18 protein-coding genes are annotated in these 21,494 nt (G+C 64.3%); 3 read left to right on the top strand and 15 right to left on the bottom strand.

Going from position 1 to position 21,494, the window contains the following annotated elements; genetic code table 11:
* Positions 1-548: hypothetical protein (locus QMC81_01040; protein MDI6906057.1), on the bottom strand; the 548-nt coding region annotated here is incomplete at its 3' end.
* A 284-nt stretch (positions 549-832) separates the two neighbouring features.
* Here QMC81_01040 and yedE point away from each other — a divergent pair.
* Together yedE and QMC81_01030 are read left to right on the top strand one after the other, a co-directional pair.
* Complete coding sequence (gene yedE / locus QMC81_01035) at positions 833-1,921, top strand: YedE family putative selenium transporter (GenBank protein ID MDI6906056.1); 1,089 nt, start codon at positions 833-835, stop codon at positions 1,919-1,921.
* Positions 1,902-2,120, top strand: coding sequence for a sulfurtransferase TusA family protein (locus QMC81_01030; protein ID MDI6906055.1), 219 nt, complete (start codon positions 1,902-1,904; stop codon positions 2,118-2,120). The genes yedE and QMC81_01030 overlap by 20 nt, the downstream gene beginning before the upstream one ends.
* A gap of 125 nt (positions 2,121-2,245) precedes the next feature.
* On the opposite strand, the gene QMC81_01025 is transcribed toward QMC81_01030, so the two are convergent.
* From QMC81_01025 to QMC81_00965, 13 genes are all read right to left on the bottom strand, one after another.
* Positions 2,246-3,412, bottom strand: a complete 1,167-nt coding sequence (locus QMC81_01025) for an amidohydrolase (protein ID MDI6906054.1) — start codon at positions 3,410-3,412, stop codon at positions 2,246-2,248.
* Between the two features lie 31 nt (positions 3,413-3,443).
* Complete coding sequence (locus tag QMC81_01020; GenBank protein MDI6906053.1) at positions 3,444-4,178, bottom strand: gamma-glutamyl-gamma-aminobutyrate hydrolase family protein; 735 nt, start codon at positions 4,176-4,178, stop codon at positions 3,444-3,446.
* 156 nt (positions 4,179-4,334) lie between these two features.
* On the bottom strand, positions 4,335-5,669 hold the full coding sequence (glnA, locus tag QMC81_01015; GenBank protein ID MDI6906052.1) for a type I glutamate--ammonia ligase: 1,335 nt from the start codon (positions 5,667-5,669) through the stop codon (positions 4,335-4,337).
* Between the two features lie 89 nt (positions 5,670-5,758).
* Positions 5,759-6,496, bottom strand: coding sequence for a hypothetical protein (locus tag QMC81_01010; GenBank protein ID MDI6906051.1), 738 nt, complete (start codon positions 6,494-6,496; stop codon positions 5,759-5,761).
* A 201-nt stretch (positions 6,497-6,697) separates the two neighbouring features.
* Positions 6,698-8,296 carry a glutamate synthase-related protein gene (locus QMC81_01005; GenBank protein ID MDI6906050.1) on the bottom strand — a complete coding sequence of 533 codons (1,599 nt, stop codon included), beginning with the start codon at positions 8,294-8,296 and terminating at the stop codon, positions 6,698-6,700.
* Positions 8,293-9,396 carry a glutamine amidotransferase family protein gene (locus QMC81_01000; GenBank protein ID MDI6906049.1) on the bottom strand — a complete coding sequence of 368 codons (1,104 nt, stop codon included), beginning with the start codon at positions 9,394-9,396 and terminating at the stop codon, positions 8,293-8,295. Before QMC81_01000 ends, QMC81_01005 begins: the two co-directional genes overlap by 4 nt.
* Positions 9,397-9,419: 23 nt before the next feature.
* Positions 9,420-10,748, bottom strand: a complete 1,329-nt coding sequence (locus tag QMC81_00995; protein ID MDI6906048.1) for a glutamine synthetase family protein — start codon at positions 10,746-10,748, stop codon at positions 9,420-9,422.
* A 132-nt stretch (positions 10,749-10,880) separates the two neighbouring features.
* Positions 10,881-12,212: a type I glutamate--ammonia ligase gene (glnA, locus tag QMC81_00990; protein MDI6906047.1), complete on the bottom strand. Its 1,332-nt coding sequence runs from the start codon at positions 12,210-12,212 to the stop codon at positions 10,881-10,883.
* Between the two features lie 161 nt (positions 12,213-12,373).
* Positions 12,374-12,958, bottom strand: a complete 585-nt coding sequence (locus QMC81_00985; GenBank protein ID MDI6906046.1) for an ANTAR domain-containing protein — start codon at positions 12,956-12,958, stop codon at positions 12,374-12,376.
* Positions 12,959-13,193: 235 nt separating this feature from the next.
* A complete protein-coding gene (locus QMC81_00980; protein ID MDI6906045.1) occupies positions 13,194-14,774 on the bottom strand; it encodes an FMN-binding glutamate synthase family protein in 1,581 nt (526 codons plus the stop codon).
* A gap of 175 nt (positions 14,775-14,949) precedes the next feature.
* Positions 14,950-16,275, bottom strand: a complete 1,326-nt coding sequence (gene glnA / locus QMC81_00975) for a type I glutamate--ammonia ligase (GenBank protein ID MDI6906044.1) — start codon at positions 16,273-16,275, stop codon at positions 14,950-14,952.
* A 176-nt stretch (positions 16,276-16,451) separates the two neighbouring features.
* Positions 16,452-17,030: an ANTAR domain-containing protein gene (locus tag QMC81_00970; protein ID MDI6906043.1), complete on the bottom strand. Its 579-nt coding sequence runs from the start codon at positions 17,028-17,030 to the stop codon at positions 16,452-16,454.
* 175 nt (positions 17,031-17,205) lie between these two features.
* The gene (locus tag QMC81_00965) at positions 17,206-18,318 is read right to left on the bottom strand and encodes a transposase (protein ID MDI6906042.1); all 1,113 of its coding nucleotides are present in this window, start codon (positions 18,316-18,318) and stop codon (positions 17,206-17,208) included.
* Positions 18,319-18,507: 189 nt separating this feature from the next.
* On the opposite strand from QMC81_00965, the gene QMC81_00960 reads away from it, so the two are divergent.
* Entirely contained in the window at positions 18,508-19,779 is a 1,272-nt protein-coding gene (locus QMC81_00960; protein ID MDI6906041.1) for an MFS transporter, read from the top strand.
* On the opposite strand, the gene QMC81_00955 is transcribed toward QMC81_00960, so the two are convergent.
* Positions 19,776-21,419 carry an NAD+ synthase gene (locus tag QMC81_00955; protein ID MDI6906040.1) on the bottom strand — a complete coding sequence of 548 codons (1,644 nt, stop codon included), beginning with the start codon at positions 21,417-21,419 and terminating at the stop codon, positions 19,776-19,778. The genes QMC81_00960 and QMC81_00955 overlap by 4 nt on opposite strands.
* Positions 21,420-21,494 lie beyond the last annotated feature (75 nt).

Raw genomic sequence — 21,494 nt, 5'->3', positions numbered from 1 at the left:
TGAAAGATGGACGCTCCTCCGGCCGCCGCGGCGCGCACGGCGGCGGCCAGCGGGCGGCCGGCGGTGTCCCCCGCCCCGCCGATGACGTAAAGCGCCGGGGCCGACAGGCGCGCGGCGATGCTCCGCCCCGCGTCCCGCCCGGCGTAATCCCGCTCCAGGCCGTATACGGCAAAACGCAGGGACTTCAGGTCATGCGCCAGGGCCGCGTCAAAGCACCGCGCCAGTTCCTCGAGGACGCGCAACGCTTCCTGGACGCGCTTGAAGTTTGCTCCTTCCAGGTCATCGCGCGGTTCACCCTCCCGGGCCGGCGCCCCCGGGTCGGCGGCGACGTCCCGCGCCTGCAACAATGCCGGGCGCCCGCCGGGAAGGCGGGCTTCCAGCCGCGCCACCCGGTGGCGGAGGTCCTTCACCGCCCGGGCCAGGTCCGCATCGCCGAACGTGAAGCGGGCCGTCTCCTCCAGGACCCGCAGGCCCTCGCGGGCCCGGTTCAGGTTGGCGTCGGCGATGCGGAGCAGTTCTTTTTGCTCTGCCAGGGAAATAAAAATCACCCCTCTGTAGGGGTCTGGTTCAAAACCCGGCCGCCGTTATCTTTATCCTACCATCTATCCGCAAGTTTTTTCGCTGGCGCCCCAAGATTCTCCTGCCAACCCGGGTGTGCAAGAGGCAAATGCCTGGTGGGCCCTCCCTTCATAACAAAATTTAATCGATCGGATGAAGGATTGTCATTATTGATAGCTAAAGGAAGACTTATTCAGCCCTCCCCGGGAGGTGGTCAAGAGGCGGATATATTTCGGAGGCAATTTAAAGTGTAAGCACGAAAGGAGACTTTAGGATGCGTGGGAAAGCGGCAATTGTGGTCACGGGCCTGGTCGTCGGGGCGCTGGCGATCATCCTGATGGTGGCCGGCAACCCCGCGAATATGGGGGTCTGTATCGCCTGTTTCCTCCGGGATATCGCCGGGGGCCTGGGCCTCCACCAGGCGGCGAAGGTGCAGTACATAAGGCCCGAAATCCTGGGCATCGTCCTGGGCGCCTTCCTCACCGCCCTCGCCACGAGGGAGTTTAAAGTCCTGGGCGGGGCCAGCGCCCTGACGCGCTTTGTCCTGGGGTTCGCGGCGATGATCGGTTTCTTGATTTTCCTCGGCTGCCCCCTGAGAATGGTCATCCGTCTCGCCGCAGGCGATCTCAACGCCCTGGTGGGCTTCGTCGGGCTCGCCGCCGGCATCGCTCTGGGGGTCTTCTTCATCGGCCGGGGCTTCACCCTCGGACGGGCCAGGGCCCAGGCGCCCAGCAACGGCTACGTGTTTCCCCTCCTGGTGGCGGGGTTGTTGGTCCTCTTCCTCGCCGTACCGTCCCTTTTCTTCTTGAGCAAGGAAGGGCCCGGCGCCCAGCACGCCCCTCTGCTTCTTTCCCTGGCTGCGGGCCTGCTTGTGGGGGCACTGGCCCAACGGTCACGGCTTTGCTTTGTGGGCGGCATCCGCGACTTCCTGATGTTCCGTGATACCTACCTTCTCACCGGAATGATCACCATCTTTCTTACCGCCCTCGTCGGCATGCTGATCATCGGCAAGTTCCACCTTGGCTTCACCGGGCAGCCCATCGCCCATAACGACGGGCTTTACAACTTCCTCGGCATGGCCCTGGCCGGGCTGGCTTCCACCTTGCTGGGGGGCTGCCCTCTGCGCCAGCTCGTCTCGGCGGCCGAGGGCAACACCGACTCCGCCATAACGGTCCTCGGCCTGATAGCCGGGGCGGCCTTCGCCCATAACTTTAAGATCGCGGCGGGACCCACGGGGGTACCGGTGGCCGGGCAGTACACGGTTTTCATCGCCCTGGCCGCGGTCCTCATCATCGCTTTCGGCTTCAGTGTGGTCAAGGCCAGCGTACAAGGGAGGGTAGCCGGTGAACAAGCCTCTCGTTGATACCCGGGGCCTTGTATGCCCCGAACCGATGCTGATGGTGAAAAGGGTACTGGATGGAATGAACAGCGGAGTTATGGAGGTCCTGGCCGACACCGCGGCCGCGCGGGAGAACATTAAGCGCCTGGCGCAGTCCCGCGGCTGGCGGGTCGAGATCGGTCAGCAGGGAGAGGACATCCTGTTGACCCTGAGCCGGGACTGAAACCAGCCGGCGCTCCTTACGCAGGATGCTAAAGGGCGGGTTGCACAGCGACCCGCCCTTTGCACTCCGGTGCCGGTCGATGGACATTCGGCGGCGGCATGGCACCGCCCTTCACACGGCTCGCCTTAACGCGGCTCCCACGCCACGCGGCCACAGATGAAGACCTTCTCGACCCTCGTGCGTACGTCGAACGGGTCGCCGCTCAGGATAACCAGGTCGGCCTGCTTGCCGGGGGCAACGCTCCCCAGGCGGTCATCGAGCCCCAGGATGCGGGCGGCGTTCAGCGTAACGGCCCGCAGGGCGGTCTCCTCGTCCAGCCCGCCGCGCACGGTCAGCATTGCCGCCAGGCCCAGGTACTGGATGGGCACCACCGGGTGGTCGGTCATGATGGCGAAGGTCACCCCCGCCTCGGCCATAATGCGCGCCGTCTCAAGGGATAGCCCGGCCATCTCCGGCTTGGCGCGCTGGGTAATGATCGGCCCGAGGACCACGGGGACGCCCTCTTTGGCCAGCAGGTCGGCGATCCGCCAGCCCTCGGTGGCGTGTTCGATGACCATTGAAAAGCCGAACTCCCGCCGGATGCGCAGTGCGGTGGCGATGTCGTCGGCGCGGTGGGCGTGCAGCCGCAGGGGGATTTCCCCCCGCAGGACACGGGCCACCGCCTCATGTTTGAGGTCAGGAGCGGGCGGCTCCCCTTGCCCGGCGGCCGCCCGCTCCTGTTTGTGCAGGTACTCCCGCGCCTGGACCAAGGCCGCGCGCAGGAGAGCCGCGCTGGCCATGCGGGTGCGGGGCATCTTCTTCTCCGTACCGTAGACGCGCTTCGGATTTTCCCCCAGGGCGGCCTTCAGCCCCGCGGGCTGGCGGAGAACCATCTCGTCCACCACCCGTCCCGCCGTTTGCAGCACGGCCATCTCGCCACCGATGATGTTCGCGCTGCCGGGGGCGACGCAGGCGGCGGTCACCCCGCCGGAGAGGGCGTCGGTGAAACCCAGGTCGGCCGGGTTGACGGCGTCGATGGCCCGCAGCTGGGGCGTGAGCGGGTCGGTGCTCTCGTTCGTATCATTGCCCTCGTCCCGGAAAATTTCCTCGTGCACTCCGAGGTGACAGTGGGCGTCGATCAGCCCGGGCATGACCACCCGCCCCGCGGCGTCGATGACCTCCGCCCCCGGGGGGACAGGCAGGTCCGGCCCGACGGCGGCGATCCGCTCGCCGTCGACCATTACGGTGCCCCGGTCGAGGGTTGTCCCCTCCATCGTTAAGACTCGTCCATTTATGATCGCCAGCGGGGACATCGCTTTCTCTCCTCCTTCTCACGTTGCCATCCTAGTTTTCCCCGCCGTTTCCCGTATTCCTCCTTTTGCGGGCGGCGTCTGCAAAAGCCACGAAGAGGGCCCGCTGCGCCGGTTCCTTTTCCCACATAGCCTCGGGATGCCACTGCACCCCGAGCACAAAAGCGAGGCCTGGAGCCTCAAGGCCTTCAATAACCCCGTCCGGGGCCACGGCGCTGACGGTCAGACCCGGCGCAGTGTCGCGCACGGCCTGGTGGTGGAAGCTGTTGACCCGCTGAGCGGTTGTCCCGAGGATACGGGCCAGCAGGGTCTGCGGCCGGATCTCCACCCCGTGGGTGGGGTACCAGCGCGGGGCGTCCTGGCTGTGCTTGAGCGGGGCGGGCACACCCTCCGCGATGTCCTGTAATAGGGTGCCCCCGGCGGCGACATTGAGCACTTGCATCCCCCGGCAGATGCCGAGGACCGGGATCCCCCGCGCCAGTGCCAGCCGGGTCAGGTCCAGTTCGAAGCGGTCGCGCTCCGGCGCAATCGTCCCCAGGCCGGGGCGCGGCTCCTCACCGAAGTGCCACGGGTCCGGATCCCCGCCGCCGGAAAGGAGCAGCCCGTCCAGCCTGCCGGCCAGGTTATCGACCGCGGCGCTCGCCGGAGGCAGGAGGACCGGCGTCCCGCCGGCGGCGGCCACGGCCCGCCAGTAGGCGTGGGGCAGGAAGAGGCGCCCCGCGGTCTCGTCCTCGGGGCAGGTGATCCCGATGAGGGGCAAGAAAAGCACCCCCTTGTCTTGTTGTAGTTGTTCACCGACCTTCTCAAAAATAAATACACACCCCGGCAAGAGGTGTGCACTAAAACCCCGATCAATTTCGCGCCCGCAGGGCGCTGATTTCGGCCGCGAAGCGGCCTGGTTTCGGCGGCGCCGGCCGCCTGATTTCTAAAACTTCGTCAGATACTCCTCCAGTTCCCAGGGGTGAACCTGCACCCGGTAGCGGTCCCACTCGATCCTCTTCGCCTCCAGGTAGCGGGTAAAGACGTGCTCCCCGAGGGCGCGGTGCAGGAGTTCGTCCCGCTCCAGCTCGTCGAGCGACTCCCTCAGGTCCTCCGGCAGGTTCCCGATACCGTTCGCCCGGCGCTCACCTTCGTTCATGTGGTAGATGTTACGGTCACAGGGCGGCGGCGGTGCGATCCGGTTCTTGATCCCGTCGAGGCCGGCCTGCAGGCAGACCGCCAGGGCAAGGTAAGGATTGCAGGACGGGTCCGGGCTGCGCAGCTCGATCCGCGTCGACGACCCGCGCTTGGCCGGGATGCGGATCAGCGGGCTGCGGTTGCGGTAGGACCAGGCGATGTAAACCGGGGCCTCATAGCCGGAGACCAGCCGCTTGTAAGAGTTGACCGTCGGGTTGAGGATGGCCGCCATCCCCCGGGCGTGTTGCAGGATACCACCGATATAGGAGAGGCATTCAGCCGAGAGGCCGCTTTCGGTGGCCGGATCATAGAAGGCGTTCTGCCCGTGGCGGGCGAGCGACTGGTTGAGGTGCATCCCCGAGCCGGCCGTACCGAACAGGGGCTTGGCCATGAAGGTGGCGTGCAGCCCGTGGCGCTGAGCCACCGTGCGGACCACCGACTTGAAGGTCACGATCTTGTCGGCGATATCCAGGGCATCGTCGTATTTGAAGTCGATCTCGTGCTGCCCGGGGGCGACCTCGTGGTGTGAAGCCTCGATTTCGAACCCCAGCTGCTCCAGGGTCAGGATTATGTCCCGCCGGGCTTCCTCCCCAAGGTCCACGGGCGCCAGGTCGAAGTAGCCGGCGCGGTCGTGGGTATGGGTGGTCGGGTTTCCGTCCCGGTCGACGTGGAAGAGGAAGAACTCCGCCTCCGGGCCCACGTACATGGTGTAGCCCAGGGCCTCGGCCTCGGCGATGGCACGGCGCAGAACGTAGCGCGGGTCGCCTTCAAAGGGCGTGCCGTCGGGATTGTAGATGTCGCAGATCAGCCGCGCCACCGTCCCCCTTCCGTTGCCGCCCTCCGGGAAGATCACGAAGGTGTTGGGGTCGGGGCGCAGGTACATGTCCGACTCCTCGATGCGGACGAAGCCCTCGATCGACGAGCCGTCGAACATCAACTCGTTGTTCAGGCACTTGTCCAGTTGCTCGACCGTGATGGCGACGTTCTTCAGCACCCCGAAGATGTCGGTGAACTGCAGGCGAATGAACTTGACCCCGTGCTCCCGGGCCAGCGCACGCACATCGTCCGGCGTGAGATTGTTCACGGTTCCATCTCCTCTTCCCGTAGAATTGGCATCGCGCCAGGATGGTCCAGGCTTTTCCCGTTTATTCCGTACGTACTATAACATGATTATCAGGTGGCGTACAGACGTCCGTATGGACGGTGGGATACGGGCAGCAGCTTGACGAACTGCTCCGCGCGAAATGGGGCCGGGTCGACGCCGAAACGCCGGCCGAACTCTTCCAGGAGGCCTTTCAGGCGGGCTTCGTCCCCCTGGTCCAGGTCAAAGACTTTCACCTCGCGGCCCAGCCCGTGTTCCTGGACCTCGCCGCGCAAATAGATGACCCCGCCGTGCATCCCCGTGGCCAGGTAGCGCCCGGCCGGCGGCTCCCCGGGGCGGCGGTCCAGCCCGAGGACGACAATGATCCCGCCGGCCATGTACTCCCCCAGGAAGTCTCCCGCGGTGTTCCCGATGACGATCGCCGGCACATGTTTGCCGAAGGCCTTCATGTGGATCCCGACACGGTAGCCGACCCGCCCCCGGACCAGGAGAAGGCCGCCGCGCATGCCGTAGCCCAGTACGTCCCCGGCGTCGCCGTTGACCGCGATGAGCCCCCCGTTCATAGTGTTGGCGATCCCGTCCTGGCCGTTGCCTTCCACCAGGATTTCCGGGCCGTTCATAAAGGCCCCGAGGTCGTTGCCGGGGACACCACGGATACGGATGGTGATATCCCCTTCAAGGCCGGCGCCGATGTAGCGCTGGCCGCATACGTTCTCAAGGATAAACTCCCTTTTCCCCTCCGCCACGCCCCGCCGGATGAGTTCGTTTAAAAGGCGGTAGTGCATCCCGGCGGCGTCGATGTGTTCCACGGTCGACGTCCCCTTGTTCCGGGGTGCCGGCGAGGGCGCTTTATTAGATGTCGCCGTTAAGGAAACCGGCATGGTCCATCACTCCCTCCTCGATCGGCCATTAACCACTATCCGTTTCGGCCCCGCAGGTGCGCTGACCACGGCGTGCAGCGGCGAATGTTGCCCGGCCGCCCGACAGCGGGCGCGGGCGGCTCTGCGCCCCTACTGTGTCCCGGCGGCCTTGACGCCCAGGACACTCATCTCATGCTCGTGCAAATTGATCGCCCGCAGGCGCAGGCGGTTGCCGCGCAGGCTCTCGATGGCGTTCAGGCCCAGGGCTCCGAGGATCTCCTTCAGTTCCAGGGACCAGCCGCGGAGCAGGTTGGCCAGTCTCTCCCCGGCCTCCTCCGGGTCCAGGTGGGTGGTCAGCTCGGGACGCTGGGTGGCGATCCCCCAGCTGCAATTGCCGGTGTAGCACTTCTGGCAGACGTGGCAGCCCATGGCCACCAGGGCGGCCGTGCCGATGGCCACGGCGTCGGCCCCCAGGGCGATGGCCTTGGCCACGTCGCCGCTGTGGCGGAAGCCGCCGGCCGCCACCAGGGAAACGCGGTTGCGGATCCCCTCCTGGCGCAGCCGTTCGTCGACCGCCGCCAGGGCCAGTTCAATCGGGATGCCCACATGGTCGCGGATAACCATCGGGGCCGCCCCGGTACCGCCGCGAAAGCCGTCGATGGTGATGATGTCGGCTCCCGCCCGGGCGATGCCGCTGGCGATGGCGGCCACGTTGTGCACAGCGGCGATCTTCACCGAGACCGGCTTGGTGTAGGCTGTGGCCTCCTTCAGGGCGTAGATGAGCTGCGCCAGGTCCTCGATGGAGTAGATGTCGTGGTGCGGCGCCGGCGAGAGGGCGTCGCTGCCCACGGGGATCATACGTGTCGCGGAGACGTCGGCGGTGACCTTTTCGCCGGGCAGGTGCCCGCCGATGCCCGGCTTGGCGCCCTGGCCGATCTTGATTTCCAGGTAGGCGGCGCGCCGGAGGTAATCGGCGCTCACCCCGAACCGGCCCGAGGCGACCTGGACAATGATGTGGTCCTGGTAGGGATACAGGTCCTCGTGCAGGCCGCCCTCGCCGGTATTCATCAACGTGCCGCAGGCCTTGGCCGCCCGCGCCAGGGCCTTCTGGGCGTTCAGGCTGATGGCCCCGAAGGACATGGCCGAGAAAATGATCGGCGTGTCGATCTGTACCTGGGGACCCACCGACGTTTCCAGGCCGATCTTTCCGTCGGGACCCTCGCGTACGGTCAGGGCGTCCGGCCGCCCGCCCAGGTAGGTTCGCAGTTCCATCGGCTCACGCAGGGGGTCGATGGAGGGATTGGTCACCTGGCAGGCGTCGAGAAGCAGGTGGTCAAAGTAATTAAAGTAGGCCTTGTCGTTGCCGCTCCCGGTGAGGACCATCCCCCCGGTCTCGGCCTGCAGCCAGATGTTCTTCAGGTGATGCGGCTCCCAGTGATGGTTGGGCTTGTAAGCCAGGGGGTTCGGCTCGACGCTGATCGCTCCCTCGGGGCAGCCGGCCACACACCAGTGGCAGTAGACGCACCTCCTGCTGTCGGCGACCACGTGGTCGGCGGCGTACTCCGAAACCCGTGCAAAGACCTGCGCCAGTTCCTCGGCGCTCTCCTTGAAGAGTTCGGCCGAGCGCGCCCAGATGCTTGAGGCCATGGAGAGGACCCCGAAGCCACAGCCCTTCACGCAGCGGCCGCAGCGCCGGCAGCGCGCATGGTCGATCTTCACCAGGTACTCGGGGGGTGTGTAGCTCCTCATTGAGCAACGCCTCCTTGCAGTTCAACGATAATCGGTTCTCCGCCCCACACGGCGCGGACCTCGTCCGGCTCTCCCAGGATGTCGCACAGGGCGCTTTGCTCGCTGGCCATCAGCACGAAATCACCCTTCCGCGCGTATATCAGGGGGCGAAGCTTGATGCGGTCGTTCAGCCCGATCATCCCCCGGCTGTGCGAGACGATGAAACTGAAAGGGCCGTTGATCAGGGCCGGACCGTAGACCTGCCGCAGCGCGGTGAAGAGTTCCCTCTCGTCCGGGGGCATGCGGTCAATTTCCTGCCAGAAGGGAGAGGCCAGAGCACGGCATACCAGGGACAACGGCAGGCCCTGCCGCCGGTGCAGGAGGTCGAAGAGATAAGCCACGACCTCGGTGTCGGTCTGCAGTTCCAGGCGGTAGCCGAACATCTCCACGTAGCGCCGGTTGGTCCCGTAGGACGAAACCTCTCCGTTGTGCACCACCGACCAGTCCAGGAGATTGAAGGGATGGGCGCCGCCCCACCAGCCGGGTGTGTTGGTCGGGAAGCGTCCGTGCGCCGTCCACATGTAGGCTTCATATTCATTCAGGCGGTAGAAACGGGCTATGTCCTCCGGGAAGCCGACGCCCTTGAAAACGCCCATGTTCTTACCCGAGGACACGATGAAGGCGCCCGGCACCCGGTTGTTAACCCGCATCACGAAGCGGGCCACAAAGTCCCGGTCGTCCGCCGCCCCTTCCTGTTCCACGCGGCCTTCCTTTGCCGCCACGAAATAGCGCCACAGAATCGGCGGGTCGGTAATGGCCGGCACCTGCCGGGTGGGGATGGGTTCCGCCCGGTGGACTTCAAAGTCGCGGTTAATGTAAGTTTCCGCCTCAAGCCGCGCCTGCTCCGTTTCGCACAGGACGTGCAGGGCATACAGGTCCGCGAACTCGGGGTAGATGCCGTAGGCCGCGAACCCCCCGCCCAGGCCGTTGGAGCGCTCATGCATGCAGGCGATGGAGCGGGCGATGGCTTCGCCGTTGATCCGTTGTCCCTGTACGTTCAGGATGGCGCTGACCGCGCAGCCTGACGGGATACGGACCTTCCCTTCGCGCAGTGTCTGCATAAATCTCTTCTCTCCCCCCACCCTTAGAATTTGGTAAGATACTCCCGCTGCTCCCAGGGATGAACCTGTATCCGGTAACGGTTCCATTCCGCCTCCCGGGCGGCTAGAAACCGGCTGTAGATATGTTCGCCGAGGACGTCACGGACCAGGGGATCCTGCCGCATCAGATCCAGTGCCTCCCGGAGGTCTTCCGGCAGGCGTTCGATCCCCCGTTCCCGGAGCGCGGCGTCATTGAAAGCGCATAGGTTTTCTTCACAGGGCGGCGGCATCGTCTCCCCGTTCAGACCATCAAGCCCGGCGGCAAGGACAACGGCCAGCGCCAGGTAGGGGTTGCAGCACGGGTCGGGACTGCGAAGTTCCAGCCTGGTCAATTCGCCCCGTGGGGCCGGCACCCGCACCAGGGGACTCCGGTTTTCGAAGGCCCAGGTGACACACGTGGGGGCCTCGAACTCCGGCACCAGCCTCTTATACGAGTTAGTCAGCGGGTTAGTGACCGCCGTGAATCCACGGGCGTGCCGGAGAAGGCCTCCCAGGTAGTGCAGGGCTTGACGGCTCAACTCATCCGGCGCGTAAGGATCGTGGAAAACGTTTTGCCCGCCCCGGAACAGAGACTGGCTGATGTGCATGCCGGAACCCGCCGCGCCGGAGAGAGGTTTCGGCATAAAGGTGGCATGCAGGCCGTGCCGCTGGGCGACCGCCCGGACCACCAGGCGGAAGGTGACGATCTTGTCGGCCATGGCCAGGGCCTCATCGTAACGGATACGGATCTCGTGCTGGCCCGGGGCAACCTCGTGGTGGGACGCCTCAACCTCAAAACCCATCTGTTCCAGGGTAATGATGATCTCCCGGCGGGCGTTTTCACCCAGGTCCGCCGGGGTAAGGTCAAAGTAGCCGGCCCCGTCGTGCGTGGTCAGGGTCGGTCGCCCGGCAGCGTCCAGGTGAAAAAGGAAGAACTCCGCCTCCGCCCCGACCATGAACCGGTAACCCAACTCCGCGGCCTGGGCCGTCATCCGCCGCAACACCTGCCGCGGATCGCCGGGGAAGGGTTTGCCGTCCGGAAGGTAAACATCACAGATCAGGCGGGCCACCCCTCCGTTACGCGGGCGCCAGGGGAAGACGGCGAAAGTGGCCGGATCCGGTACAAGGTACATATCCGACTCCTCGATGCGGGCGAAACCCTCGATGGACGAACCGTCGAACATGAACTCGCCGCCCAGGGCCTTTTCCAGCTGCTCGGCGGTGATGGCCACGTTCTTCAGCACGCCGTCCGGATCGGTGAATTGCAGCCGGATGAACTTTATCCCCAGATCCTTTACAAGCTCTTGCACATCCTCGGCCTTTTGGGGCTTCATCGGCACTTGACATCGCCTCCTCAAAGGCTGGCCGTCTTCACGGGTGAAGAAGAGTCCTCACCGGGGACCACCGTCCCCGGCGAGGACCAGGAGGATGGTAATGCGGGGTTCCCCGCCACCATCTCTTTGAACCTAGAATCTCTCCAGATACTCCGCTATCTCCCATGGGTGGACCTGGACCCGGTAGGCGTCCCACTCTTGCCGCTTCAGTTCTATAAACTTCGTATAGATGTGTTCGCCCAGAGCGGCCTTGATCACCTCGTCCCGGCTCAGTTCATCGAGGGCCTCGGCCAGGCTGCCCGGCAGGCTGGCCACCCCCATCGCGGCGCGCTGCTCGGGCGTCAGGTGATAGATGTCCACCCCCAACTTCTCCGGCGGCTCGATCTTGTTCTTGATCCCATCGAGCCCGGCGGCCAGGGCGGCGGCAAAGGCCAGGTAGGGATTGCAGGCCGGGTCGGGATTGCGCAGCTCGACCCGGGTGGAACCGCCGCGCTTGGCGGGAATACGGATCAAGGCGCTCCGGTTGCCCTGCGCCCAGGCCAGGTAAACCGGGGCCTCGTAGCCGGGTACCAGGCGCTTGTACGAGTTCACGGTGGAGTTCGTCAGCGCAGCCATGCCGCGCGCGTGCTTCAACAAACCGCCCACGAAGTAAAGCAGATCCTTGCTCAACTGGTCGGGCGCCCCCGGATCGAAGAAGGCGTTCCGCCCCCCTTTGGCCAACGACATGTTGACGTGCATTCCCGAGCCGTTGATACCGAAGATCGGCTTCGGCATGAAGGTGGCATGCAGCCCGTGCCGCTGGGCGAGAGTGCGCACGACGAACTTGAAGGTCACCACTTTGTCCGCCACGTCGATGGCGTCGGAGTGTTTGAAGTCGATCTCATGCTGGCCCGGCGCCACTTCGTGGTGGGAGGCCTCGATCTCAAAACCCATTTCTTCCAGAGACATCACCATTTCCCGGCGGGCGTTTTCGCCCCTGTCCACCGGGGAAAGATCGAAATAACCGGCCTTATCCTGGGTTTCAAGCAGCGGGCGCCCATCCGGGTCCACGTGGAAGAGGAAGAACTCCATCTCCGGACCGACCTGCATCGAGTAACCCATCTTCCGCGCCTCGGCCAGGATCCGCCGCAGGCACTGCCGGGGACAGCCCGCGAAGGGACTGCCGTCCGGGTTATAGACGTCACAGATCAAGCGCGCCACCGCGCCGTCCCTGGGACGCCAGGGGAAGATGGCGAAGGACCGGGGGTCGGGCCGCAGGTACATGTCCGACTCCTCGATCCGGGCGAACCCGTGGATCGACGAGCCGTCGAACATCAACTCCCCGTCCAGGGCCTTGTCGAGCTGTTCCAGGGGGATGGCCACGTTCTTCAGGACACCCATAATGTCCGTGAACTGCAGGCGGATGAACTTGACCCCAAGCTGGCGGCATTTCTCCAGGATCTCCTGTTTGGTCGTCTGTTCCATAGCCGCAAAACCCCTCTTTCTTACTTGATTTCGCCTCCTGAAAGCGCCCCGGGAAAAGGCAGGCCTTCAAAGGGGTATACACTACCCGCTTCAAAGGCCCCATTGCCATCCTGGAGGATACGTCCTTGTGTCCGCCAGGGTTACTGTATAGGTTTGTGATCCTAGAATCCGATATTGTGGGCGAGGATGATGGCCTCGGCCACGGCGCGCATCGAGATGCGTTTGTTCATGCTTTGTTTCTGCATCCGGCGGAAGGCTTCGTTCTCCGAGAGCCCCATGGTCTGCATCAGGATGCCCTTGGCCCGCTCGATAATCTTCCGCGTCTCGAGGCTGTCCTTCAGGGCGCTGACCTCGGCCTCCAGGCGCATCCGTTCCCTGTAGTTGGCCAGCGCGATTTCCACCGCCGGGATGACGGTGGCCTCGTCGAGTGGCTTGACCAGAAACCCCTGCGCCTGGGCCTCGACCGCTTTTCCCAAGGTGGACTGGTCGTAGGTCGCGCAGGTGATGACCACCGGTGCCAGCTTATCGTCGTGAACAATGCGCGCCAGTTCCAGGCCGCCCATCCCGGACAGAAAGGCCTCGGTCACCACCAGGTCGGGCTGTCGGGAGCGGATGAGCTTCAAGGCGGTGATGCCGTCCTCCGCTTCCCCGATGACCAGGAAATCGGCCTTGACAAGCATTGCCTTCACGTGCTGGCGCCAGTGTGCGTCAGGGTCAATAACGACTACTCGCTGCTGCCTCGGCACAAGGCCTACCTCCTGTTCAGAGTATAGACGGCCGCGGTGCCGTTCAAGCAAAAATGCCCCCGCCGGCCTGTGAAGGCCGAAGAGGGCACCATTGCCGCTCCGGACACACCGTTGTGTCCAGCTTTTGTGAGTTACTTTTACAGTATACGTGTCAACTGACCAAAGAGCAAGGGGTTTTGCCTTGCACCAATAAAAGTATACATTATGCAAGCACTAGCCACTGTTATGGGCGCTTTTAGCCCAGGATTTCGTCGACTTCCTCGCTGTCGACATCCATTATGTAAGGAATGCCGGTGATCCGCGCCGCTTCCGGCGTCAGGGCCGCGAGGTCCTCGCGCTCGATGTGGCGCAGCGCGAACTTGCGCGCCCCGCACATAAGCTGCTTCAGGCCCTGGGACAGGCGCTCCATGTAGGTGTAAACGCCGACCGCGCCCACCGGCAGGCGGTCAAAGTCGGCACCGAGCTTGCTCTTGAGATCGGCGGCCCCGAAGAAGATCTGCTCCACCTGGTCGCCGTACTTCTGGTACTCGGCCGGCACCTTCCCCGCCCGCACCGAACGGCCGACGGTCTTGCCGACCATGGCCGCCGCCAGCGGCGAGCGGGCCATGCCGATGGCCTTGACGTACGGGGCGCTCAGGGCAAAGCCTTTGAACATGTGGTCCTCCAGGGTCAGGCCGCCCGCGATGGCCACCGGCGGAACGTAGGCGCCCTTCACCGCCAGGCGGTCGCAGTACTGCGTCAGGAGGGCCTGGATGTAAAGGGTCGGCAGACCCCATTCGTTCATCATCCGCCACGGGCTCATCCCGGTGCCCCCGCCGGCACCGTCCACCGTCAGGAGGTCCAGCCGGGCGTCGGAGGCGTACTTCACGGCACGGGCCAGGTCGGCCGGCCGGTAGGCGCCGGTCTTCAGGAAGACGTACTTCGCTCCTGCCCGGCGGAGCTGCTCCACCCGCTCCATAAAGGATTCATAGTCGACCATCCCGATCCGGGAGTGGCGCTCGAACTCGTTGAAAGCTCCGGCCTTAAAGGCCTCCTGCACAGCCGGGTCCTCCGGGTCGGGGAGGACAATGTAGCCGCGGCTCTTTAACTGCAAAGCCCGCTCCAGGGAGTCGAGCTTGACTTCCCCGCCGATGTCCTTGGCGCCCTGGCCCCACTTCAGCTCGACGGCCTCAATGCCGAAACGCTCCATGCAGTACTCCTGGACTCCCAGGCGGGTGTCCTCGACGTTGGCCTGAACGGCGATGAAACCTTCCTTGCCGTTATACCAGTCGGTGAAAGCCCGGATCCGGGCCTCCATCGCCGGCGAGTGAACAATGCGTTCGTCCTTGATCTCGGCGTTGGGGTCCATGGCGCAGACATTCTCGCCGATGACAATGCCCAGGCCGCAGACCGCCGCGCCCGCGGCGAGGTGCTCCCAGTTGTTGGCCGCCACGTTGGTGGAGCCCATGGCCGCGATGACCACCGGGAGCCGCAGCTTAAGTTCCTTGTCCGCCCCCAGCACCGTCGTAATGTCCACAGCCGGGAAAATGGCCTTGTCGGGATCGGCCTCAATGCCGTGCGCGCCCACGGCGGTGCCCATGATACTGAAATGAGAATAGTCCACCGGGTAGTTCTTCTGGGCCGCCGAGGTCGTCTTGCCGAAGGGCTGGGGATAAAGGACCTCCTTGCCCCGGACGGCGGACTTGCCGACCTCGCAGAACCCGACGCAGCCGTCCAGGCAGGTCACGCACATCCCACTCATGGGGCACTGGCTGCTGCCGGTGCGCAGCTTGGTCTGCGTCGCCGCAGTGGCATTGGTGCCAACGCTGAAGTTCATGATTCTACCATCCTCCTGAAAAAACATGGAATAGAAAAAAGAAACTCTATATTTCTTCTCTTCTTAACTATTTGACCAGGCAGTCAGCTAAGCGAAGAACACCCCCTTTCCGTATAACTCGTTCTTCCAGGCAGGGCTTCCCGGAACGTGCCACCGGACGCCCCGGGTCTCGCCTCTAGAACCTCGTCAGGTATTCTTCGATCTCCCAGGCATGTACCTGGCGCTGGAAGCGCTCCCACTCATCCCGCTTGTGGGTGGTGTATCTTTGGTAGATCGTCTCCCCCAGGACCCCGCGGATCACCTCATCGGACGCCAGGGAGTCCAGGGCCTCGCCCAGGTTGCGCGGCAGGCCGTAGTCCCTGATCTGCGCGGCCAGGGTGGCGCCGTCCCCATCGGGCAGGGGCTCCGGCGCCGGGATGGCGTTTGTTATCCCGTCGAGGCCGGCGGCCGTGATGGCGGCAAGCGCCAGGTAGAAGTTGGCCGTCGAATCCGGACTGCGCAGGAGAATCCGGGCCCCCCCGGTTTGGTGCACGGGCACGCGCAACATGGTGCAGCGGTTATCGTCGGACCAGCCGGCCAGCAACGGGGACATGCGGCCCGGGAGCATCCGTTTATAGGAGTTGACCAGCGGGTTGGTGATCGCCGTCAGGGCCGGCGCATGCCGCACCAGTCCCCCGATGAAGTTGTAGGCCAGCGGGCTCAAGCACCGCGGGGCGTCGGGGTCATAAAACATGTTCTTCCCGTTGGACCAGAGGGACAGGCTGAGGGACATCCCCGACCCGGCCTGGCCGGTCAGGGGTTTGGGCATAAAGGTCGCGTGAAGGCCATGGCGCTGGGCCACGGTGCGCACGACAAAGCGGAAAGTGCTCACTTTGTCGGCCATAGCCAGGACGGTGTCGTCCTTCAGGCCGATCTCGTGCTGGCCCGGGGCGATCTCGTGGTGCGAGGACTTGACCTCGATCCCCATCTCCTCCAGGGTAAGGACCATGTCCCGGCGGGCGTTCTCCCCGAGGTCCAGCGGGGTAAGGGCGCAGTACCCGGCCTGGTCATGGGTGCGGGTTTCCGGCCGCCCCTGCCCGTCGGTATGGAAGAGGAAGAACTCGCTTTCCACCCCGACCAGCAGCCGCCAGCCGCGCTCCTGCAAGGGCGCGAGGGCACGCTTGAGGACGGAGCGCGAACAGCCCTCGAAGGGTTCCCCGCTCGCCGTACGGGCCTCGCAGATGAGGCGCGCCACCGCCCCGTCGCGCGGGCGCCAGGGGAAAATGACAAAGGTGGACGGGTCCGGATGAAGCAGAATATCGGCTTCCCGGTGGCCGTCAAAGCCTTCTACGGCGGCGCTGTCGAAGGGAATCGCGCCTTCCAGGGCCCGCTCCAACTCCTCGACGGTGATGGCCACGTTCTTGAAGTCGCCCAGGACGTCTGTAAACTGCAGGCGGACGAATTTTACACGGTATTCCTGGGCCAGTTCCCGGACCTCTTGCGCAGTCAAGAGCTTCTTCACCTGACCTGCCCGACCTCCCAAAAAATAAAAACGCCCTCTAAGACCTAAAGATACAGGTCTTAAAGGGACGCCGTTGCCCCGTAACCGCAGTATTTACACTAACTGCCCCCAATTATAAGACCTGGCGGGGCAAAAATCAATTCCTTAATGAAGAAATTTGTCAGTCCACCGTGCACTCAGCCCTGCCGCTCCAGCTCAATGATAATCTCCCGCGCTACCCGGGTCAGGCTGCGCGCGGAGTCCATGCTCTGCCGCTGAAGGAAGCGGTAGGCCTCCTTTTCGGACCAGCCGTGGTACTCCATCAATAAACCCTTCGCCCGTTCAATGAGTTTACGGCCCTCCAGCTGGCGTTTCATCCGGATGTTCTCCTGCTCCAACGGAACCAGGCGCTGGAAGTTGGCCAGGGCGACCTCCACCGCCAGCAGCAGGTCCTCATCGGTGTAAGGACGCAACACGTAGCCGAACACCCATTGATGCCGGGCATAGCGAAGAACATCTTGAGGGTCGGAAACAAGAAACACCAGCGGGGCGACGCGGTGTTCCTCAACAACCTGGGGGACGGCCAGACCGCCGAAATCCGGCAGGTCGACGTCAAAGAGAAGGAGGTCGGGGTGAAATTCAAAAGTGACCCGCAATGCCTCCTTGGCTTCGCCGACCTGGGCGATAACCAGGTAACCGGCCTTAACCAGCTTGTCACGCAGCGACTTGCGTTCTGTCTCGTCGGCCACGGCGACGGCGACGCGGGTCTGCAGCATCCTCGGTGCTCCCTGGGCGTGTTAAAGTGATTGTTATTGTGACATCCTCCCCCGAGTAATTCGGGGGCAACCCATCGTGGGACGGCGGCTTCGCCGCAGGTTAGCCAGCGTTCCCCGGCTGATCCGGATCATCACCTTGGCCTTAAGGGGTGTCACGTTCCCTTTTCTCTCAGGGTCATGCCCCAAGAGCATCGAGCGCTTTGGCGGCGATGTTTAAGGCTCCCACCCTGTCCGCATCGGACTGGTAGCTGCATCGGGTGCATTTAAACCAGCCCTGGGCTTTTCGGTTGTAGCGGGAAACATTCCCACACTTCGGACAGGTCTTGGATGTCTCTTTGGGATCGACGTAGACCACGGGCACTCCAGCAAGGGCGGCCTTGTACTCGATGAACGAAGCTAGCTCCCGGAAGTTCCAACCGGACATCATCCGGTTGAACTTTTTGGAGCCTTTGGCCCGGTCGCGAATACCCAGCAGGTTCTCCATCGCGATGATCTTGCCCTCAGCTGTTGCTATTCTCACGATGTGCTTGGAAAGGCAGTGGTTGATGTGGTGCATCCACCTGCGCTCGCGTCCGGCTTCCCTCTTGACACGGGAAAGCCTGCCTGCCTGCTGGAGCGCTCTTCGCCTTCCTGCCCAACGCTCTTTGCGCCACCTTACCTGGCGGCCATCGAAAAACACGTTATTGGACAGCACGGCCAGCTTGACAATGCCAAAGTCGACCCCGATTACGCCGCCCGGCTCGTTAAGACTGGTTTGGTAAACAAGGGATATGCTAACGTACCACTCGCCGTTTTTGTTCTGCCAGATCTCCATGGACCCCTGGCGGCAGGAACCTCCTGCCAAGTCCTGGAGCTTCCTGGCGTGGTATTCAGAAACGGCAAGGGGCACGGCTATCTGGCTTCTGCCGGAGGAGACGGGAAACTTGACAACCCAAGTCCCGGAGGGAAGCTGATAGAAAGAGTAGCAGTCCTGCCGCACCATTACCGGAACTACCCTCTCAAATTTTGGCAGACTGGCCTTCTTGCCCCTCAGTTTGCGGGAAAGGTGGGAACGCCTGGCGGACAACGCTTTGAGCATGGCGCACTGGAGCGTGCCACGGTTGAGGTCGAATAGCCCGCATGCTTGCCAGTAGGTTTTACGGTTTAGATGCGCCCGACTGGTAGTGTTCAAAGTTTCGGCTTGCTCCAGGAACCAGGAGCATGCCCGGCGGTATGTCTCCAGCATGCGAGCGATTTTCTCCAGCTTGCCTTTGTTAGGATGCAGGAGCTTTATTTTGAGTGTTACCATTTGCACTTAACATCTCCTCCAGCCTGCTTAAATTGTAGCACAGCTGGATGAAAAAGCCAAGCGCATTCATCCCCTGGTTGAAACCGGGGGGCATTCTGGTGAAAACTTTGTAACGTGCAAAGGTGACACCGGAAAACGGCGTATGATAAACTGGGAACGTTAAGTGGCCCGGGGGAGGCAGTGAACGGCTTGCGATTCTTGCCGAAAGCCTATGCGGCTATCTTTCGCTGTTATCCCGTCCTCGGCCTGATCGGGGCGGTATCCTTCCTGGCCACCGCCGGCTGGGCCCTGGTCATCCCTGTCCTGCCCCTCTACCTGGCGGTGGAACTCGGCATCGCCCCCGGCACGATCGGCTTTATCTTCGGGGCCTACGCCGCTAGCGAAACCCTTTCTAAGACGCCCTTCGGAATCATCGGGGATCACCTGGGCCGCAAGCCGGTGGCTCTTACCGGGCTGGCGCTGGCCCTCTGCGTCCCGGTGCTGATGTTCTGTGCCCGCCACCCCCTGCACTTTGTCATCTTACAGATCATCAACGGTTTGTCGATCGCCGCCTTTTGGCCCACCATGGCCGCCCTGACGGCCGACCGCGTGGCCCCGGAACACCGCGCCACCGCCCTGACCATCTACAACACGTCCTATCTCATCGCCCTCGGATTGGGCCCGCCCGCCGGCATCTTCTTAAGCCACCTGGCGGGAAGCAACCGCGCGGCCCTGCTGGCCGCGGCGGCGGTGACGGGGCTGGGCCTGCTGCTGGCCGTAATGCTGCCCGACCGCCGGGACCGGCGGGAAAGCCCCCCCGTTGACCGGCGGCGGGTGCTGGTCGCGGCCTTTGCCGGAGGCATCCCGGCCCAACTGCGCTTTATCCGCGCCAGCCGCCCCCTGGGCGCCCTGCTCGCCGTCTCGGTCCTGCAGATGTTCGCCGTCGGGTTTCTCGGCCCCGTCTTCGTCCTGTTCATCAGACAGCACCTCGGGTTTGATGAAGCCGACATTTCGCGGGCTATCCTGGTTCCAGTGATTCTAGTCGCTCTGTCATCCATCCCCCTGGGCCGGCTCGCCGACCGCATCGGCTATACCAGGGCGGCACGCCTGGCCTTCCTGGCGGGAGCGGCCGGCATCCTTCTCCTGCCCGTTGCGGAGAACCTCTGGCTGTTAACAGCTTTTATCGGGCTTCTCGGCCTGGCCTACGTCTTCGGCGCCCCGGCATGGACGGCCATCGCCTCCGCCCTCGCCCCGACCGCCAGCCGCGGCACGGCCATCGCCGCCCTGAGCACGATGCAGAGCCTGGGGTTCATCCTGGGCTCCCCGGCCGGCGGCTACCTCTACCAGATAGCCGGCCCCACCGCGCCCTTCTACGCGTGCGGGGCCCTGCTCATACTCTGCGTCCTGCTGATCGCCGTCCTGATCCGTCTGCCGCGGGCCGCGGCGGCGGACGCCGAAACGGGGGAGCAGCAGACGGCCTAAGACCTCCCGTCCCAGCCCTGGGCGATGGGCATCCGCCGCCCCCAGCCGAAGGCCTTCGACGTCACCCGCAGGCCCGGCGCGGCCTGCCGCCGCTTGTACTCCGCCCGATCGACCATGCGGATCACCCGCCGGACCAGCTCCCGGGAATAGCCCAGGACGGCGATGATTTCCTCCTCCGAGCACTGCTCCTCAACGTAGGCGCGCAGGATCGGGTCCAGGACGGCATACGGCGGCAGGCTGTCCTCGTCCCGCTGGTCAGGCCGGAGTTCGGCCGAAGGGGGTTTGACGAGCGTGTTTTCGGGAATGACCACCCTTTCCCGGTTAATATAGTACGCCAGTTCATACACCATGGTCTTGGGCACGTCGGCCAGAACGGCCAGTCCCCCCGACATATCGCCGTAAAGGGTGCAGTAACCCACCGCCAGTTCCGACTTGTTGCCGGTACTCAGCACCAGGGCCCCCTCCCGGTTGGAAACAAACATCAGGATGTTCCCCCGGATGCGCGCCTGCACGTTCTCCTCGGCCACGTCGAGCCGCGGTTCTTCCCCCTGGTTGAGGACATCCAGACAGCGGGCAAAGATCCCGTCAATCGGATAGACACGGTATTCGATCCCCAGGTTCCGGGCCAGGGCCCTGGCGTCTTCCAGGCTGCCCGGCGACGAGTAGCGGGACGGCATCGAGATCCCGACCACGTTCTCCGGTCCAAGGGCGGCCGCAGCCAGAGCCGCTGTGAGCGCCGAGTCGATCCCTCCGGAGAGCCCGACCACCGCCCGGCGGAAGCCGGTCTTCCGCAGGTAGTCGCCTAGACCAAGGACAAGGGCGCGGAAGATGTCGCCGACTGACTCCTGCACGGCAGGGAGCGGTTCGGCGTGCCGTTCGCCGGGGGCCGGGTCCGCGACGAGCAAGGCCTCCTCGAAAGACGGCGCCCTGGCGATCACCCGCCCCCGGGGGTCGGCGACGAAGCTGCCGCCGTCAAAGATGAGTTCGTCGTTCGCCCCGACCTGGTTGGCGTAAACCACCGGACGGGCGTATTTGCCGGCGATGGCGCAGACCATGTCCTCGCGCAGGCGCCGCTTGCCGTGGTGATACGGGGAGGCCGACAGGTTGACGATCATGTCAATCCCCTGGGAGGCCAGCTCGGCCACCGGATCGACGGGGTAGTTGGGGCGCGGCCAGAAGTCCTTGTCGTTCCAGATGTCCTCGCAGACCGTGACCCCCAGGCGCAGCCCGTTGAGCGCAAGGGGGACGTGTTCCCTGGCGGGTGCGAAGTAGCGGCTTTCGTCGAACACGTCGTAATCCGGCAGCAGCGTCTTCGCCGCCCAGCCGAGGACTCTCCCCCGATGGATCAGCAGCGCTCGGTTCTGCAGGCGACCGTCCCCGTCCCGCAGCGGTGCGCCGACCAGCGCCGCCGTTTCCCCGACGGCGGGAACGATCCGCTCGTATACCATGCGTTCGACCGCCGTAACGAAATCCGTACGGCAGAGCAGGTCGCGCGCCGGGTAACCGGTCACCGCCAGTTCCGGGAAGACGGCCAGGGCGGCCCCCTGGGTCCCGGCCCGCGCCAGGTTCTCCAGGATACGCTCCGTGTTGCCCCGCAGATCCCCGACCGTGGGGTTGAGCTGGGCAATGGCAACCTTCATCGTGCTGACCCCCAGTCTGTTTAACAACGTTAGCGGCCTTACCATTAGTAAAACACAAAAGGGGGCGGGAGAAAA

Source organism: Thermoanaerobacterales bacterium (assembly GCA_030019475.1).
Classification (GTDB): Bacteria; Bacillota; Desulfotomaculia; order Desulfotomaculales; family JASEER01; genus JASEER01.
The sequence above is the reverse complement of the archived record's forward strand: the minus strand, read 5'-3'. Positions and strand labels throughout refer to the sequence as shown.